This is a genomic window from Sphingomonas sp. T1 (assembly GCF_902506585.1).
Classification (GTDB): Bacteria; Pseudomonadota; Alphaproteobacteria; order Sphingomonadales; family Sphingomonadaceae; genus Sphingomonas; species Sphingomonas aerolata.
On sequence record NZ_LR733875.1, the window covers coordinates 741796 to 757930 of the forward strand.

Below are 16135 nucleotides of genomic sequence, written 5' to 3' on the forward strand. Positions count from 1 at the left end.
AGAGACCTTGCGATGCCGCTTTATGCCCTGGGCGACAAACGCCCCACCTGCCACCCGACCGCCTGGGTCGCGCCAAGCGCGGACCTTATCGCCGATGTCCAGCTCGGAGAGGCGGCGAGCGTGTGGTTCGGGGCGGTCGTCCGCGCGGACAATACGCCGATCGTCATCGGCGCGCGCAGCAACATCCAGGAAGGCGCGATGCTCCATTCGGATCCCGGCGCGCCGCTTCGGATCGGCGAGGACTGCACGATCGGCCACCACGCGATCCTTCACGGCTGCACGGTCGGCGACCGGTCGCTGATCGGCATGGGGGCAATCCTGCTCAACCATGCGGTGATCCCGGAGGACTGCATCGTCGGCGCCGGCGCGCTCGTCACCGAGGGCAAGACCTTCCCCGCGGGCAGCCTGATCATCGGCAGCCCGGCCCGCGCGGTCCGGCAGCTCGATGCGCAGGCGATCGCGGCGCTCCGCGTCTCCGCCCAGCATTATGTCGAGAAGGCCCGCGCCTGCGCAACCGGACTGACGCGCATCGACTAGGGGTGAGCACCGGATCCCGGGACATCGCCCGGGATCCGGCGCCGTTGTGTCAGCCGGCGACCCATTTGGTGACGGCGGGACGCAGCTGGTCGGCGGCGGCCTTGCGGACCGCGATCGTCGACAGCGACCGCGTCACGCCGCCCCGTGACGAGGCGGGCAGATACTTGTCCGCGAAGGCGCTGATCTTGCCCGGCATCGCAGGATCGTTCGAGCCCGCGCCGAGCCCGACGATATAGCCCGATCGCGTGCTCGCCTCGAGGAAGCTCTCGACCAGCTCACGGTTCGCGACCGCCCAGTCGAACGCCAGGTCGGGATGCGCGCCCGCGACGGCGCGGAGCAGCCCGGCCTTTTGCGGCGCGGTGATCGTGTCGGTCTTGAGCAGCGCGAGCGCCCGCCCCGCGGTTGCGGGATCGCGCGCGGCCCCGAGCAGCGTCACGAACCGGTTCTTGGCAACCGGGCTCTTCTCCGCCTTGGCAAGCGCCAGCAGCGCATCCCATTCCGCCGGGGTCGCGTTGACGGCATAGGTCGACAGGATCGGCTGGCGGATCGCCGGCGGGATCGCGGTCGGATCGGTCGCCAGCGCCGCGACATAGCGCCGCGCACGGTCCGCGACGCCCGTATCGCCATTGGTGCCGAGCCGCCCGACCAGCGTCTCGCGCAAATTGCTCGTCAGCGGCGATTCGCCCGGTTTAGCCTCGAAGCCGATCCGCGCGAGCACGGGGCCAAGGATCGCGACCGACCGCGCGCGCAGCGGCGCCTCGAGCGGGGTGTCGTCGTACAGCCCGGTGATCCGGCCGAGCGCGCCTGCGACCGACGACCATTCGAGCGGATCGGCGTCCGGCCCGACCTTGTCCATCACCGCGAAATAACGCGACAGGTCCTGATAGCCGCCCGCCGCCAGTGCGAAATCATCGCCCAGCGTGCCCAGCCGGTCGGCGAGGTCTAGTCTGGCATAGTCGCGGACGATCGCGGCATGGCCCGCATCGTCGTACATCACGCGGGTATAGCTGCCCTTGCCGCGGTTGAGGACGACCGTACCGCATCCCCGGATCGTGACTCGCGACGGCGCTGCGCCCGTGACGATCGTCGCCGTCTGCGCACCGCCGAGATTGCCCACGACCAGCGGCACGTGCCAGGTCTGCGGCGTCTTCGATGCCGCATCCAGCCCGAACCGGCCCTGCGTCAGCATGGCGGTGGTAACGCCGCCGTTGCAGGTCGCGCCCGTCATCGTCACCAGCGGCACGCCGCCCTGCAAGGTGAAGTCGTGCGCGATCTCTGCGACCGGCTTGCCCGCGGCTGCGGACAATTCGGCCCAGAGCTGTTCGGTGACCGTGTTGCCGTATTTATACTTGGCCATGTAGCTGCGGATGCCCTTGCGGAACACGTCGGGGCCGAGCGTTGATTCGAGCATGCCGATCACGGCCTGCCCCTTCGAATAGGTGATGCCGTCGAACGCTTCGCCGATCTGGTCGACGGTCTCGACCTTGCGGATTATCGGGTGCGTCGCGGACGTTGCGTCGATCCCCATCGCCCCCTCGCGCTCGCCCGACACCGCGGCCGCCTCGGATTTCCACGCGGGCACGAGCACGCCGCTCGACTTGCCCTCCATCCACGAGGCGAACCCCTCGTTCAGCCACAGATCGTCCCACCAGGCCATGGTGACGAGGTCACCGAACCACTGGTGCGCCATCTCATGCGCGACGACGGTATAGATGCGCTGCTTGGCGCTTTCGGTCGCGCGCTTGGGATCGAACAGCAGCTCGTTCTCGAAATAGAAGATCGCGCCCCAATTCTCCATCGCGCCGAAAAACTGGCTGGATCCCGGCCCCGCGATCATGTCCATCTTGGGCAGCGGATAGGGCTGGCCGAAATAGTCGTTATAATAGGCGAGCAGGTCCTTCGCGGCGGCGAGCGCATAGTCGCCCTGATCGACGACGCCCTTGCGGCTGATGATGCCGATCTCGGTCTTGCCCGCCATCAGCGTCTTGCGCTCCATGTCCCCCATGCCGAGGAACAGCAGATAGCTCGACATCAGCGGCGTCTCGCCGAATTTGTAGAGCTGCGTGCCGTCCGCCTGCTTCGTGATCGCCGTCGCAGGCATGTTCGAGAAGGCCAGCTGAGCGCCCGGCGCGACTGCGGACAGACGGAACTTCGCCTTGAACGCGGGCTCGTCCCACATCGGTGCGAACCGGCGCGCGTCGGGGGCCTCGAACTGCGTCGCGAGCATCCGCGACGACGAGCCGTCGGCATTGGCATAGTCGATCGCGAACAGCCCGGACGCGGACTGGTTGATTTTGCCCGTCCAGGCAAAGGCCAGGCTGTGCCGCCCGACGCTCGCCGCCGCTGGCAGCGTCACCGTGAGCAGCTGCGCGGCAGCGTCCGCCTTCATGGTGGCGGGGCGGCCGTCGAACGTCGCCGACGTGATGTTCAAATCCGCCGCGTTCAGCTGGATCGTCCGGGTCGCCTGCTTGACGTCGATGGTCACCGTCTCGGTGCCGCTGAACGTCATCGCCTTCGCGTCCGGGCGCACCTGGATATCGTACAGGATCGGCACGACACTGCGCGGCAACTGACCTGCGGCAAGCGCGGGCGCAGACACGGACAGCGCCAGCAGGGCGATAACGGCAAACTTCATGGCGGCACATCTCCGGAACATTCTATGCCGACCGCTCTAAGCATTTGCGGTCACATGGCAATCACACGTGACTGCCGCTCTAACCAGAGTGCTGGCGCAGCCGTTTCGGCTGCGCTATGAAACGCGCCATGACCGTACCCGCTATTCTAAAGAGCCTGCGCCTGCCCGTGATCGGGTCGCCGCTGTTCATCATTTCCGGACCCGACCTGGTGATCGCCCAGTGCAAGGCGGGCATCGTCGGATCCTTCCCAGCGCTCAATGCGCGACCGCAGGCGATGCTCGACGAATGGCTCCACCGGATCACCGAGGAACTGAGCGCGCACAACCGCGCCAATCCCGATCGCCCCGCCGCGCCGTTCGCGGTCAATCAGATCGTCCACAAGTCGAACGACCGGCTCGAACGCGATCTCGAAACCTGTGCCAAATGGCAGGTGCCGATCGTGATCACCTCGCTCGGCGCACGTGAGGATCTGAACACCGCGGTGCATGGCTGGGGCGGGATCACGCTGCACGACGTCATCGATGACCGGTTCGCGCGCAAGGCGATCGAAAAGGGTGCCGACGGCCTGATCGCGGTCGCCGCGGGCGCCGGCGGCCATGCCGGACGACTATCGCCCTTTGCGATCATCCAGGAGATTCGCCAGTGGTTCGACGGTCCGCTCGCGCTGTCGGGCGCGATCGCGACCGGCGACGCGGTGCTCGCGGCACAGGCGATGGGAGCCGATTTCGGCTATATTGGGTCGCCCTTCATCGCGACGGTCGAGGCGAATGCCGACCAGGCCTATAAGGACGGCATCGTCGCGGGGCGCGCGGCGGACATCGTCTATTCGAACCTGTTCACCGGCGTGCACGGCAATTACCTGCGCGCGTCGATCGTCGCAGCCGGGATGGATCCCGATGCGCTGCCCGAGGGCGACCTTAAGACGATGAACTTCGGGGGCGGTGCCAATGCCGAAGGTGGATCGAAGCCCAAGGCGTGGAAGGATATCTGGGGATCGGGCCAGGGCATCGGTGCGGTTACCGCGGTCGAGAGCGTCGCCGACCGCGTCGACCGGCTCGAGCGCGAATATCGCGCGGCACGCACCCGGCTTGGCCTCGTCTAGGCCAGGCTCGTCTGACGGTACGCCCCGCCAACGGCATTAGAGGACGCGGGCGAGGCGATCCTGCATCGACAAGGCGGGGCTCGCGGCGGGCCGTGGCGCATCAAGCGCGGCGTCGAGCAGCGCGACGCGCCGGTGAAGCTGCATGCTCGCGGTGATCAACGCCCTCGCGCTGGGCGGAAACGCCGCCAGCATCGCGTCATCGGTCACCGGCGCCTCGCCGAGCCGCCGCGCCGGATCCAGCGCCTCGCCCCGCGTGAGTTCACCCGCCTGGACCGCGCGCTGCGTCAGCAACCACGCGAGGACATGGAGCAACCGGGTCGTGACCTTGAGCGATTCACAGCTCAGGCTGACGCGGACGAGCGGTTCGAGCCCGTCCCGGTCGGTCCGTCCCGTATCGTCGAAATAGGCCCGGGCCTCTTCGGCCAGCCGCATCGCCTCACGGTACAGCGCACCGATCATGCGGTCTTGCAGGGGCAGTTCGGGCGGTCGACCAATCATTCTGCCCGACTGCCATAGCCGCATCGCCGCGCCCATCGGGAAAACGCATCGATGCGCCAGGATGTGTCCCGAAACGCGCCGCTTCGATCGACCGCTCGATCTATATTATGACGCAATTTGAAGGCGCTGGCCGAAATCACGCCCCGCATCCGCGCGTGCTCGGACGGATCAGGCGATGATGTCGGGGATCAACTGGTCCTCGAACGCGGCAATTTCGTCGCGCAGCCGCAGCTTGCGCTTCTTGAGCCGGGCGATCTGCAGCTGGTCGGGAACGGTGAGCGACCAGAGCGCGGCGATCGCCGAATCGAGGTCGCGATGCTCGGTCCGGATTTCGTCCAGCCGGACCCTGATCTGTGCCTCGTCCACCATCATGTCCTTCGCCCACCCCTGCTACGCGGTCCTTAGCAAATGCATGGCATTGCGCGAGCACCAAAAACTGCCCGACGCGCGCCGTCCGTGGTCACAGGACTCGGCCCGTCGCACGCGACGGCTCGCCCGGTCGATTCACCAATCTTCGTTAAAGACTTTTAGCTGGGGCGATGGTTTACTCAGCACCCCAACACGAATGCAGAAGGAGTTTTTCCACCATGCAAACGACGCACCAGGCTGCGCTGGAAACCAAGCATCAAATGCTCGACCGCCGGATTTCCGAAGAGGTACACCGGCCCATGCCCGACGCGCTGGCGCTCGCAGGACTGAAGAAGCAGAAGCTTCGCCTGAAGGAAGAACTCGCCAACCTCTAGACCCCACGCCGTTCGTGGCGGCGGGCGATCGGCCTGTCGTCACGCGGTTCCGGCTTTTCCGATTCCTTCCCCCTCGGGAAAGCCGGACTGGCGGGGTGCCGGATACGCCACCACCGCCTCTTCAATCAGCCCCTCTATTAGACCGTCACCGGCAACCTACCGCTGCCCCGCTCCACCGGACGAGGTCACCGCGACCGCGGCTCCCGGAACACGATCGGCTTGGCAAAGGTCGGCGTCGTCTGCCCCTGCCCGACCGACTTGCGCGCCTTCATCGGGTCGATCGTCTCGTCGAGCGCGATTCCCAGACGACCCTGCGTGCACCACGCCACCCGTCCGGTAACCTCACCAATCCCACGCAGGTCGATCGTGACCGGCGTATCGACGGCAAGCGGCCGATCGAACTCGATCATCAGCCCGCCTTCGGACAGGTTGCGGACCCGCACCTCGTACACACCCGCACCGTCGGCATAGCTGAACCGCGCGATCATCAGCAGACTGTCACGGACCGGCCGGTTCTGGCCCGGGTCTGCGCTATCCTCGACGGACTCCCCGGCGCCGGCCCCTGCCGCACCCTCGGCGCCCAACGACCCTTGGTTTCTCATGTCCATCCGTATTCCTGTGTCCCGACGTCGAGATATGCGTCGCATATATCAGAAGGCGGACCACGTGCCTATGCGCTGTTCGCCGACCCGAAATCAGTCCTCGCGGGAGATTTTTTCGTTGCGCTCGTGGCGTTCCTGTGCCTCCACGGTCATCGTCGCGATCGGCCGCGCCTCGAGGCGTGCCAGGCTGATCGGTTCGCCCGTGACTTCGCAATAGCCATATTCGCCATCGTCGATCCGGCGGATTGCCGCCTCGATCTTCGAGACGAGCTTGCGCTGGCGATCCCGGGTCCGCAGTTCGATCGACCAGTCGGTTTCGCTCGACGCACGGTCGGTCAGATCCGCCTCGCGCAGCGAATCGACCTGCAATTGCGACAAGGTTTCCTGCGATTCCCGCAGGATAGCGTCCTTCCACTGCTGCAGCTTCTGCCGGAAATAGGCCTGCTGACGCAGGCTCATGAACGGCTCGTCCGCCGTCGGTCGATAGCCATCGGCATCATTGGCTGCTGCAAGATTGGTACCGTGCTCGTCTACGCGATTCATTACCGTTGCCATACCACTCTCCCTCTGGCCGGTCGGCGCGAAAAGCCGCGTCTCGAAGCCACCCCCAAATGGTAAAAGGGCCTATAGTCTTACGTGTTCCGGACCACAAGCGAGCAGACTTGCGCTTGGATCGATAATGAAGACACATTCTTGCGTACCGATGCATCCGGGTTACACCGCCTGCCTACGGCCTCAGCGAGTCCCGCGAACGAGCCCGTCGCCATGATCCTGGATGCGACAACTGTCCCGCCACGGCACGGTCTGCGTATTGAGCGCCCCGCCCGTCGCGATATTGTAAGAATGACCACCAGATCACGTCATGGGCGCTTGCGCTTAACGCTTTGTTTTGCGCTTTGTGCGATGACGGTGTCCGAGTGCCGTGAACGCGATCCGACGTCGTCTGCGCGTCGGCAACGAGAGAGACTTTGAGTATGTCGGTGCGGATGGCCTTGGCCAAATTATGCGCGTGCGCCTGCGGAGGCGCGATCATCGGCGGCGGCGCCGTCCATGTCGCCGAGCGTCCGAAGCGCGCGATTCAGGCCAAGACGATGACCAAGCGCGTTGTCCCCCGCCAGATTGGCGCCGTCGCCCGTCCCCGCATTCGTCGCGTCGTCACCACACGGACGACCGCCTGCGCGCCAGCGATGGTGACGGTCGCCAATGCGCCCCCTGTCCCCGTGGGGTTCGCCGACCCCTTCGTGGGCGGCGCCGGCAGCCCGACCGCCGTGCCGGTAAACAGCGGCGGCGGCTTCTTCGGCGGCGGCGGCCCGGGTGGCGGCTTTGGCGGCGGCGGCTTTGGCGGCGGTTTCTTCGGCGGCGGCGGCTCGGGCGGCAGCATCGTCATCTCGTCAACCTCGAGCGGAGGCTCGTCGAGCACGAGCAGCGGTTCGTCGAGCACAAGCGGTGGTTCATCGAGCACGAGCGGCGGATCGACCTCCAGCGGCGGCGTCAGCAGCACCTCGTCGACCGGCGGATCGTCGACGGGCGGATCGTCGTCCAGCACCGGCGGCGGGTCGGTGTCGAGCACCTCGTCTTCTGCCAGCGGCGGGAGCAGCGGTAACGTCTCATCCTCGTCCAGCGGGAACATATCCTCCTCATCCAGCGGTAACGTCTCGTCCTCGTCCAGCGGGAACGTGTCTTCCTCGTCCAGCGGCAACGTCGCCTCGTCGACGAGCAGCAGTTCGGGCGGCACCGTGTCGTCGACCAGCAGCGGATCAAGTTCGACCTCGTCGTCGAGCTATGGATCGAGCAGCGCAGGCTGGAGCAGCAATGGCGGCTGGAGCTCGAACGGCGGCTGGCATGGCTCGAACGGCGGTGGCAATGGCAGCACCGGCTCGAGCGGCGGGCCACCCGCCCCCGTTCCCGCACCCCCGATGGTGCTGCTGTTCGGCGCAGCGGCCGCGGCCCTCGTTGCCCGCCGGCGGTTCGCGAAGCGCGCCGCCGACTGATCCTGCATAAATCTCGAACATGAAAAAAGGCCCGCAACAACGTGTTGCGGGCCTTTTCAACTATCGGGTGGCAACGATCAGGCGTTCTTGAGCGCCGTCTCGATGTCCGCAATCGGATGCCCGGTGAGATCCTTCGCGAGCTCGCCCGCCAGCCGGCTGCTGACCGCCTTGTGATAATGTTTGCGCATCTCCCCCAGTGTCTTGGGCGGCGCGACGATGACGAGCGAATCGAAGTCGTTCTTCAATGCGCGCGTCTTGAGCAGCTCGGCTGCGTCGGCCGCGAACCGGTCTTCCTCGATCTGATGAAAATCGGTCGGTTCGACCGAGCTCTGCGCGGCACCCTGCGGGGACGACGCGCGGCCGGCCGAGTCGGTCGCCTGGTCGCGCGTCGCGGGGTTTTCCTGCTCGACCGCCTCTTCGACGACCAAGTTCGGAAAGGCGGCATCGCCCTCGTTGCGCAGGAACAGCATCTTGCGGCCATCGGCGACCATGACGACGGACTTGTGCGGAAGATCCACGGGCTTTCTCCTCTTTGATCTGTGCCTCTGCCCTCCCCAACGTCCCGCGGGCGCACCGGGTTGCGCGTACCTGCCGGCCTCGGCATAGCCTAGCGCCATGCATGATATACGTCTGATCCGTGAAAACCCCGCCGCGTTCGACGCCGCCCTCGCCCGCCGCGGCGCTGCCCCCGCCAGCGAACGGCTCGTCGCCCTCGACGAGCGCCGCCGTGCGACGATCGCCGAAGCGCAGGCTGCGCAGACCCGCCGCAACGAGCTGTCCAAGGCGATCGGCCAGGCCAAGGCGCAAAAGGACGAGCCGCGCGCGCAGGCGTTGATGGCGGAAGTTGCAGCGCTTAAGGCCGCGCTGCCGACGCTTGAGGCCGACGAGGCGGCGCTGACCGCCGAGCTCGATGCGGCGCTCGCGGCGATCCCCAATCTGCCCGCATCGGACGTCCCTGCGGGGGTCGACGAGAGCGGGAATGTGCTCGTCCATGCACGCGGGACGAAGCCCGACTTCGCCTTCGCCCCGCGCGAGCATGACGTCGTCGGCCCGGCGATCGGGCTCGATTTCGAGACCGGCGTTGCGATGTCCGGTGCCCGTTTCACGCTGGTACGCGGCCCCGCCGCACGGCTGCAGCGCGCCCTCGGCCAGTTCATGCTCGACCGGCTGACGCGCGATCACGGCTTCGAGGAAGTCGCGCCGCCGCTGCTGGTACGCGACGAGGCGGTGTTCGGCACCGGCCAACTGCCCAAGTTTGCCGAGGACCTGTTCCGCACCACCGACGGCCGCTGGCTGATCCCGACCGCAGAGGTCAGCCTGACCAACATCGTGCGCGAACGGATCCTGACCGACGGCGAACTGCCGCTGCGCTTCGCCGCGCTGACGCCGTGCTTCCGCTCGGAGGCCGGTTCGGCCGGTCGCGACACCCGCGGCTATATTCGCCAGCACCAGTTCGACAAGGTCGAGATGGTCGCGATCGTCACGTCGGACCAGTCCGAGGCCGAGCACGAGCGGATGACGCAATGTGCCGAGGGCGTGCTCGACGCGTTGCAGCTCCCGTTCAGGCGGATGCTCCTATGCGGTGGCGATATGGGCTTCACCGCGGCGCGCACCTATGATCTGGAAGTCTGGCTCCCCGGCCAGGCGCAGTATCGCGAGATCTCCAGCATCTCGACCTGCACCGATTTCCAGGCGCGTCGCATGAACGCGCGCTATCGCCCCGAGGGTGAGAAGGCGACGCGGTTCGTCCACACGCTCAACGGCTCCAGCCTCGCGGTCGGCCGCACGCTCGTCGCAGTGATCGAGAATTATCAGCAAGCGGATGGCGCGGTCGCGGTGCCGACCGCGCTCCAGCCCTATCTGGGCGGCCTCACCCTGCTCGAGCCCGCTGCCTGATGCGGATCCTGCTGACCAACGACGACGGTTATCACGCGCGCGGGCTGAAGGTGCTCGAGGCGATCGCCGCGACGCTGTCCGACGATGTCTGGGTGGTGGCGCCGGCGGAGGAACAGTCGGGCGCGGGCCATTCGCTGACGCTGTCGCGACCGCTGCGCGTGCGCAAATTCGCCGAGAAACGCTATGCCGTCGCCGGCACGCCGACCGATGCGGTGATGATGGCGCTTGCCCGGATCATGAAGGACAGCCCCCCCGACCTGATCCTGTCGGGGGTCAATCGCGGCGCCAACCTCGCCGAGGACGTCACCTATTCGGGCACCGTCTCGGCTGCGATGGAGGGTGCGCTGGCCGGGGTCCGGTCGATCGCGCTGAGCCAGGTCTATAGCCGCGAAGGGATGGGCGATTCGGTCCCGTTCGAGGTCGCGACCGCCTGGGGCGAACGCGTCCTGCGCCCGCTGCTCGATGCGCCGCTTGCACCCCGGACGCTCGTCAACGTCAACTTCCCCGTCGGTGCGGCGGATGCGGTGCGCGGCATTCGCGTCGTCGGCCAGGGCCTGCGCGACTATGGCCGGTTGCAGATCGTCACCAACACCGACCCGCGCGGTTATGAGTATCACTGGTTCGCGCTCAGCGGCGCGGTCGAGACGCCGCTCCACGCGACCGATCTGGAGGCCATTGCGGACGGCTACATCTCGGTCACGCCGCTGCATCTCGATCTGACGCATGCCGAGTCGCTGGACATGCTGGGACGCGCCTACGCGTGACGCGCGCCGCCGCGATCCTGGGCGCGGCGCTGGCTCTCGCCGGATGCATCCCGAGCGTCGACTCGCCGGTCCGGTCCGACCGCGGGCCGCCGCCGCAGTCGCTCGAACGGATCCAGCGCCTCCCGCGCGCCGACCCGCAGGACCGCTTCGCGAACGACGCGCGCGATCGCAGCGACGCCGCCCGACCCGACCCCTATGAGGCTCCACCGCGTCGTCGCACCTATCCGCGCCGCGTGGAGCGGCAGGACGCCAGCCCTGCCCCCTCACCCGTCCGGCGCGCCGATCGCACCCCCGTGCCCGTCTCGACGCTGCCGGCGCCGCGCCCCGCCTGGGAGGAGCGCCCGGTCGCGGCGGATGCGCGGCGCGTCGAGCAATCACTCTATACGGTCCGCCCCGGCGATACGCTGCTCGCCATCGCCGAACGCTCTGGGGCGAGCAGCGAGGCGATCGCGCGCGCCAACGCGATCGAACCGCCCTTCACGATCCAGACGGGACAGCGACTGACCATCCCAACAGGCCGATATCACCTCGTCCGGCGCGGCGAGACCGGGATCGCGATCGCCCGCGCCTATGGGGTCGCCTGGTCGCGCATCGTTGCCGTCAACGCGCTGCTCGAACCCTATGTGCTGCGCGCGGGCCAGCGCATCGTCATCCCCGATACCGAAGGCGGCACCAGCCTTGCCGATCGAGCGGCGGCGTTCACGCTCGACGTCGACGACATCCTGACCGGCGGCGAGCCTGCGCTTGCGACCAACCAGGCGCCGGTCCGCCCGACCCCGACCCCGCGGCGCATCCTGCCGCCGAGCGCGGTTGTCACGGCGCCGGTACGGCTCGCGGGCGGCGGCTTCCTCTGGCCGGTCGACGGCCGCGTCGTGAAGCGGTTCGGCCACGGCGCCAGCGGGGAACGCAATGACGGCATCAAGATCGCCATTCCCGTCTCGACCCCGATCCGCGCCACCGCCGACGGCGTCGTCGCCTATGTCGGCGACGGCATCGCCGCGCTTGGCGGGCTGGTGATCGTCAAGCATGGCGGCGGCTGGACCAGCGTCTATGGCCATGCCTCGAAACTCCTGGTCCAGCGCGGCCAGAGCGTGAAGCGCGGCCAGACGATCGCGCTCTCGGGCGACACCGGATTCGCCGATCGCCCCGAACTCCATTTCGAACTCCGCAAGGGCCGCACCCCGGTCGACCCGTCGTCGCAACTGCCGCGCAGCTGATCCCCCCCGTTCAGCGAACGAAAGCTCGCATGACGATTGGGGGCCGGGATGACGGACCGCACATCCGCTGCTAGTGGCTCCTCCATGACCTACCAGTCCGACCTGCTCACCACGCTGACCGCGCGCGGTTATGTCCACCAGATGACCGACGCCGCCGCGCTCGACGCGCTCGCGGGCAAGCAGGTCGTACCCGGCTATATCGGCTTCGACCCGACCGCGCCGTCGCTGCACGTCGGCAGCCTCGTCCAGATCATGCTGCTCCGCCGGCTTCAGCAGACCGGCCACAAGCCGATCGTCCTGATGGGCGGCGGCACCGGCAAGATCGGCGATCCGAGCTTCAAGGACGAGGCGCGCAAGCTGCTCGGCGAGGACGGCATCAAGGCCAATGTCGCCTCGATCCGCCGCATCTTCGAACGTTTCCTGACGTTCGGCGACGGGCCGACCGATGCGGTGATGCTCGACAATGCCGAGTGGCTCGACGCGCTCGAATATATCCCGTTCCTGCGCGACGTCGGCCAGCATTTCTCGGTCAACCGGATGCTCGCCTTCGATTCGGTCAAGCTCCGCCTCGACCGCGAACAGTCGCTGAGCTTCCTCGAATTCAACTACATGATCCTCCAGGCCTACGACTTTCTCGAGCTGTCGCGCCGCGCCGGATGCCGGTTGCAGATGGGCGGTTCGGACCAGTGGGGCAACATCGTCAACGGTATCGAGCTGTCGCGCCGCATGGACGGCACCGAGGTCTACGGCGTCACCACCCCGCTGATCACGACCGCGGATGGCGGCAAGATGGGCAAGACGATGTCGGGCGCGGTCTGGCTGCACGAGGATCAGCTGCCGCATTTCGATTACTGGCAGTTCTGGCGCAACACCGACGACCGCGACGTCGGCCGGTTCCTGCGGCTGTTCACCGACCTTCCGCTCGACGAGATCGCGCGTCTCGAGGCGCTCGAAGGCGCGGAGATCAATGCCGCGAAGGTCGTGCTCGCGAACGAGGCGACCGCGATGTGCCGCGGCCGCGATGCCGCCGACCAGGCCGCGGAGACCGCGCGCAAGACCTTCGAGGAGGGCGCATCGGGCGACGCCCTGCCGAGCCTCGTCTGCACCGGGACCGGCATCGGCGTCGTCGAGGCGCTGGTCGGGCTCGGCTTCGTCGCATCGAACGGCGAGGCGCGACGCAAGATCGGCGAAGGCGCAGTCCGTGTCGACGGCGAACCCCTGCGCGACCCCGCCGCCACGATCCCCGTCGCGGCGCCGGTCCGCCTCAGCCTCGGCAAGAAGCGTCACGGAATGCTGCTGCCCGGCTGACCCGCCGGACCAGCACGGGCATGAACACCGCGTTAGGGATGGTTGGTGGTACGGGCTTCATGATGTCGGCCTAGCCCTCGACCGGGGCACAGCGGGGACTGACCAATGCCGAACCAAGCGACGTCTAGGCACGAGACGCGGTCTGAGCCGCGCGACGAAGTGATGCACCGCACGCGTGCGGCGGACAGCGCAGGCACCGAATTGAGGCTTACGTTGGTCAACGTCTCGCCAAGCGGCCTCATGGCGCGCTGCGACGGCGATCTGGACGCCGGCGAGCGGCTCCATGTCCGGATGCCGATCGTCGGTGACATCCTTGCGCACGTCCGCTGGTCGCTCGGCGGACGGATCGGCTGCGCGTTCGACCGGACGATCCCGCCCAAGGCCTATTACGGCATGCTCGCGGCGATGCTCCAGACCGGCTGACCGGACCGCCCGTCAGCCCGATCGCAGCAACGCGACCCCGGCATCGCGGTCGAACAGGTACAGCGCGGTGCGTGCCGCCTGCCCACGCGGTCCCTCCAGCCCGCCGTCGCGATCGATCAGCAGCCGCGCATCGTCATGCGCGCATTGCAGCAGGTCGGCCATCATGTCGGGCGTCGCGAGCCGGAACGCCATCTCGCCCGACTGTTTCGTACCCAGCAATTCGCCCGCGCCGCGCAACCGCAGATCCTCCTCGGCGATCCGGAACCCGTCATTGGTCTCGCGCATCAAAGCCAGCCGCGCGCGCGACGTCTCGCTGAGCGAGCTCCCACGCATCAGCAGGCAGATCGACCGCCCGCTCCCGCGCCCGACCCGCCCGCGCAGCTGGTGGAGCTGCGCGAGGCCGAACCGGTCGGCATGCTCGATCACGATCAGCGTTGCATTGGGGACATCGACGCCGACCTCGATCACCGTCGTCGCGACCAGAACGGCGGTGCGAGCGGCGGAGAACTCGGCCATCACCGCGTCCTTCTCGGCAGGCTTCATCCGGCCATGGACGAGCGCCACCTTGTCGCCGAACCGCGCACGCAGCGTCTCCGCACGCATCTCCGCGGCGGCAAGATCGCTCTTCTCGCTCTCCTCGACCAGCGGGCAGACCCAATAGGCCTGTCCCCCGTCCGCCAAGTGACGGCCGAGCGCATTAACCACGTCGTCGAGCCGGTCCTCGGAGATCACTCGGGTCTCGATTGGCTGGCGGCCCGGCGGCATCTCGTCGAGGCGGCTGACGTCCATCTCGCCGTACTGCGCGAGCGTCAGCGTGCGCGGGATCGGCGTCGCGGTCATCGCCAGCAGATGCGGCGGCGCGATGCCCTTGGCCTGCAGCGTCATCCGCTGCGCGACGCCGAACCGGTGCTGCTCGTCGACCACCACCAGCGCGAGGTCCTTGTAGGCGACCGCGTCTTGGAAGATCGCGTGCGTGCCGATCAGGATGTCGATCTCGCCGCTCGCCAGCGCCATCAAAGTCGCCTCGCGCACGCGGCCCTTGTCGCGCCCGGTGAGCACGCCGACCTCGATCGGCAGGCCGGCGAGCGTCTTCCTGAGCGTCTCGTAATGCTGGCGCGCGAGGATCTCGGTCGGCGCGAGCATCGCCGCCTGCGCCCCCGCCTCGACCGCGATCAGCATCGCCATCGCCGCGACCAGCGTCTTGCCCGAGCCGACATCGCCCTGCAGCAGCCGCAGCATCGGCGCGGTCTGCGCGAGATCGCCCTCGATCTCCCCCACCGTCCGCGATTGCGCGCCGGTCAGCGTATAGGGCAGCTTGAGCATACCCCGCAGCCGCCCGTCACCGTGCAGCGCCCGCCCGCGTCGTTTCCGGGTGTCGGCGCGGACGAGCGTCATCGCGAGCTGGTTGGCGAATACCTCGTCATAGGCCAGCCGCTCGCGCGCCTTTGCATCCGACGGGTCGGCGTGGATCCGCGCCAGCGATTCGTGCCAGCCCGGCCATTCGCGTTTCGCCTTCAGCCCGGGCTCGATCCACTCGGCCAGATCGGGCGCACGCGCGACCGCCTGCGTCGTCAGCGCCGCCAGCCGCCGCGAGGTCAGCCCCTCCGACAGCGGATAGATCGGCTCGCGCTCGCGCAACTCCTCGTCCTGCTCGACGATGTCCGGGTGGACGATCTGCAGTTCCTGGCCATATTCGTCGAGCCGCCCCGACACGCGCCTGGCCTCGCCGATCGGCAGCAGCTTCTTCGCCCAGCCCGAACTGCCGCCGAAGAAGACGAGGCTGACATAGTTGCCATGCTCGTCGGTCGCCTGCACGCGCGTCGGGCCACGCCCCGCGCTGACGCGATACTCGCGTGCGGTCAGCGTGATGACGATGATCCGCCCGGCATCGCTCGACATCAGCTCGGTGCGGGGGACCCGATCGACATAACCGGTCGGCAGATGGAAGGCGACGTCGACGACGCGCGCAAGCCCGAGCCGGTCGAGCGGCTTGGCGAGCGCAGGCCCCACCCCTTTCAGGACGAGGGTTTCGGCGAACAGCGGATTGAGGATTTCGGGTCGCATGACTATCTGCCCCCTATAGCCCAGCCGACGCCCGCCGCCAGCGGGTCGCCGGTCAATCGGCGTTGGAGATATGATGGACCACGAAACCCGCCTCAAGCGCCTCGGCTTCCGCAGCTCGCACCGCGGCACGCGCGAAGCCGACATGATGATCGGCGGCTTCTTCGAAACCTATGGCCGCAGCTGGACGCCCGAGCAGCTCGACTGGTTCGAGGCGCTGCTCGAAGAACAGGACGTCGACATCATGGGCTGGGCGATCGGCTCGATTCCCTGCCCGCCCGAATGGGACGGCCCGATGATGCAGGCGATGCGCGACATCAATTACGTCACGGTCGTGAAGTAACCTACTCCCTCTCC

At 67.7% G+C, this 16135-nt stretch carries 18 protein-coding genes; 10 read left to right on the plus strand and 8 right to left on the minus strand.

The window, feature by feature from the left end; translation table 11 throughout:
* Positions 1 to 12: 12 nt before the first annotated feature.
* Positions 13 to 537, plus strand: a complete 525-nt coding sequence (locus GV027_RS03220; RefSeq protein WP_056678790.1) for a gamma carbonic anhydrase family protein — start codon at positions 13 to 15, stop codon at positions 535 to 537.
* A 49-nt stretch (positions 538 to 586) separates the two neighbouring features.
* Here GV027_RS03220 and GV027_RS03225 read toward each other — a convergent pair whose 3' ends face one another.
* The gene (locus GV027_RS03225; RefSeq protein ID WP_159510978.1) at positions 587 to 3172 is read right to left on the minus strand and encodes a M1 family metallopeptidase; all 2586 of its coding nucleotides are present in this window, start codon (positions 3170 to 3172) and stop codon (positions 587 to 589) included.
* Positions 3173 to 3300: 128 nt separating this feature from the next.
* Between GV027_RS03225 and GV027_RS03230 the strand changes: the two genes are divergently transcribed.
* Complete coding sequence (locus GV027_RS03230; protein WP_031441824.1) at positions 3301 to 4275, plus strand: NAD(P)H-dependent flavin oxidoreductase; 975 nt, start codon at positions 3301 to 3303, stop codon at positions 4273 to 4275.
* Positions 4276 to 4311: 36 nt separating this feature from the next.
* Here the strand turns inward: GV027_RS03230 and GV027_RS03235 are convergent, their stop codons facing one another.
* Both GV027_RS03235 and GV027_RS03240 read right to left on the minus strand, forming a co-directional pair.
* The gene (locus tag GV027_RS03235) at positions 4312 to 4773 is read right to left on the minus strand and encodes a DUF1465 family protein (RefSeq protein WP_031441823.1); all 462 of its coding nucleotides are present in this window, start codon (positions 4771 to 4773) and stop codon (positions 4312 to 4314) included.
* 168 nt (positions 4774 to 4941) lie between these two features.
* On the minus strand, positions 4942 to 5139 hold the full coding sequence (locus GV027_RS03240) for a YdcH family protein (RefSeq protein WP_031393918.1): 198 nt from the start codon (positions 5137 to 5139) through the stop codon (positions 4942 to 4944).
* A 221-nt stretch (positions 5140 to 5360) separates the two neighbouring features.
* On the opposite strand from GV027_RS03240, the gene GV027_RS03245 reads away from it, so the two are divergent.
* Positions 5361 to 5516 (plus strand): YdcH family protein, encoded by a 156-nt coding sequence (locus GV027_RS03245; protein ID WP_081874429.1) that lies wholly within the window; start codon positions 5361 to 5363, stop codon positions 5514 to 5516.
* 185 nt (positions 5517 to 5701) lie between these two features.
* Here GV027_RS03245 and GV027_RS03250 read toward each other — a convergent pair whose 3' ends face one another.
* From GV027_RS03250 to GV027_RS03260, 3 genes are all read right to left on the minus strand, one after another.
* A complete protein-coding gene (locus tag GV027_RS03250) occupies positions 5702 to 6124 on the minus strand; it encodes a PilZ domain-containing protein (protein WP_235188463.1) in 423 nt (140 codons plus the stop codon).
* A gap of 87 nt (positions 6125 to 6211) precedes the next feature.
* Complete coding sequence (dksA, locus tag GV027_RS03255) at positions 6212 to 6673, minus strand: RNA polymerase-binding protein DksA (RefSeq protein WP_031393916.1); 462 nt, start codon at positions 6671 to 6673, stop codon at positions 6212 to 6214.
* A gap of 523 nt (positions 6674 to 7196) precedes the next feature.
* Positions 7197 to 7853, minus strand: a complete 657-nt coding sequence (locus tag GV027_RS03260; RefSeq protein WP_236559031.1) for a hypothetical protein — start codon at positions 7851 to 7853, stop codon at positions 7197 to 7199.
* A 1-nt stretch (position 7854) separates the two neighbouring features.
* Here GV027_RS03260 and GV027_RS03265 point away from each other — a divergent pair, with 1 nt between their 5' ends.
* Positions 7855 to 8109: a PEP-CTERM sorting domain-containing protein gene (locus GV027_RS03265; RefSeq protein ID WP_107934354.1), complete on the plus strand. Its 255-nt coding sequence runs from the start codon at positions 7855 to 7857 to the stop codon at positions 8107 to 8109.
* A gap of 77 nt (positions 8110 to 8186) precedes the next feature.
* Here GV027_RS03265 and GV027_RS03270 read toward each other — a convergent pair whose 3' ends face one another.
* Entirely contained in the window at positions 8187 to 8627 is a 441-nt protein-coding gene (locus GV027_RS03270) for a host attachment family protein (protein WP_031441820.1), read from the minus strand.
* Positions 8628 to 8724: 97 nt separating this feature from the next.
* Here GV027_RS03270 and serS point away from each other — a divergent pair, with 97 nt between their 5' ends.
* The 5 genes from serS to GV027_RS03295 all read left to right on the plus strand — a co-directional run bounded on the left by serS (position 8725) and on the right by GV027_RS03295 (position 13717).
* On the plus strand, positions 8725 to 10005 hold the full coding sequence (gene serS / locus GV027_RS03275) for a serine--tRNA ligase (RefSeq protein ID WP_159510979.1): 1281 nt from the start codon (positions 8725 to 8727) through the stop codon (positions 10003 to 10005).
* Positions 10005 to 10769 (plus strand): 5'/3'-nucleotidase SurE, encoded by a 765-nt coding sequence (gene surE, locus GV027_RS03280; RefSeq protein WP_159510980.1) that lies wholly within the window; start codon positions 10005 to 10007, stop codon positions 10767 to 10769. Before serS ends, surE begins: the two co-directional genes overlap by 1 nt.
* Positions 10766 to 11986: a M23 family metallopeptidase gene (locus GV027_RS03285; RefSeq protein ID WP_236559032.1), complete on the plus strand. Its 1221-nt coding sequence runs from the start codon at positions 10766 to 10768 to the stop codon at positions 11984 to 11986. The genes surE and GV027_RS03285 overlap by 4 nt, the downstream gene beginning before the upstream one ends.
* Before the next feature lie 84 nt (positions 11987 to 12070).
* Positions 12071 to 13294, plus strand: coding sequence for a tyrosine--tRNA ligase (gene tyrS, locus GV027_RS03290; protein ID WP_159510981.1), 1224 nt, complete (start codon positions 12071 to 12073; stop codon positions 13292 to 13294).
* Between the two features lie 105 nt (positions 13295 to 13399).
* Complete coding sequence (locus GV027_RS03295) at positions 13400 to 13717, plus strand: PilZ domain-containing protein (RefSeq protein ID WP_159510982.1); 318 nt, start codon at positions 13400 to 13402, stop codon at positions 13715 to 13717.
* A 12-nt stretch (positions 13718 to 13729) separates the two neighbouring features.
* Here GV027_RS03295 and recG read toward each other — a convergent pair whose 3' ends face one another.
* Positions 13730 to 15781: an ATP-dependent DNA helicase RecG gene (recG, locus tag GV027_RS03300; protein ID WP_159510983.1), complete on the minus strand. Its 2052-nt coding sequence runs from the start codon at positions 15779 to 15781 to the stop codon at positions 13730 to 13732.
* A gap of 73 nt (positions 15782 to 15854) precedes the next feature.
* Here recG and GV027_RS03305 point away from each other — a divergent pair, with 73 nt between their 5' ends.
* The gene (locus GV027_RS03305; RefSeq protein ID WP_159510984.1) at positions 15855 to 16121 is read left to right on the plus strand and encodes an FAD assembly factor SdhE; all 267 of its coding nucleotides are present in this window, start codon (positions 15855 to 15857) and stop codon (positions 16119 to 16121) included.
* The last annotated feature ends 14 nt before the right edge of the window (positions 16122 to 16135 follow it).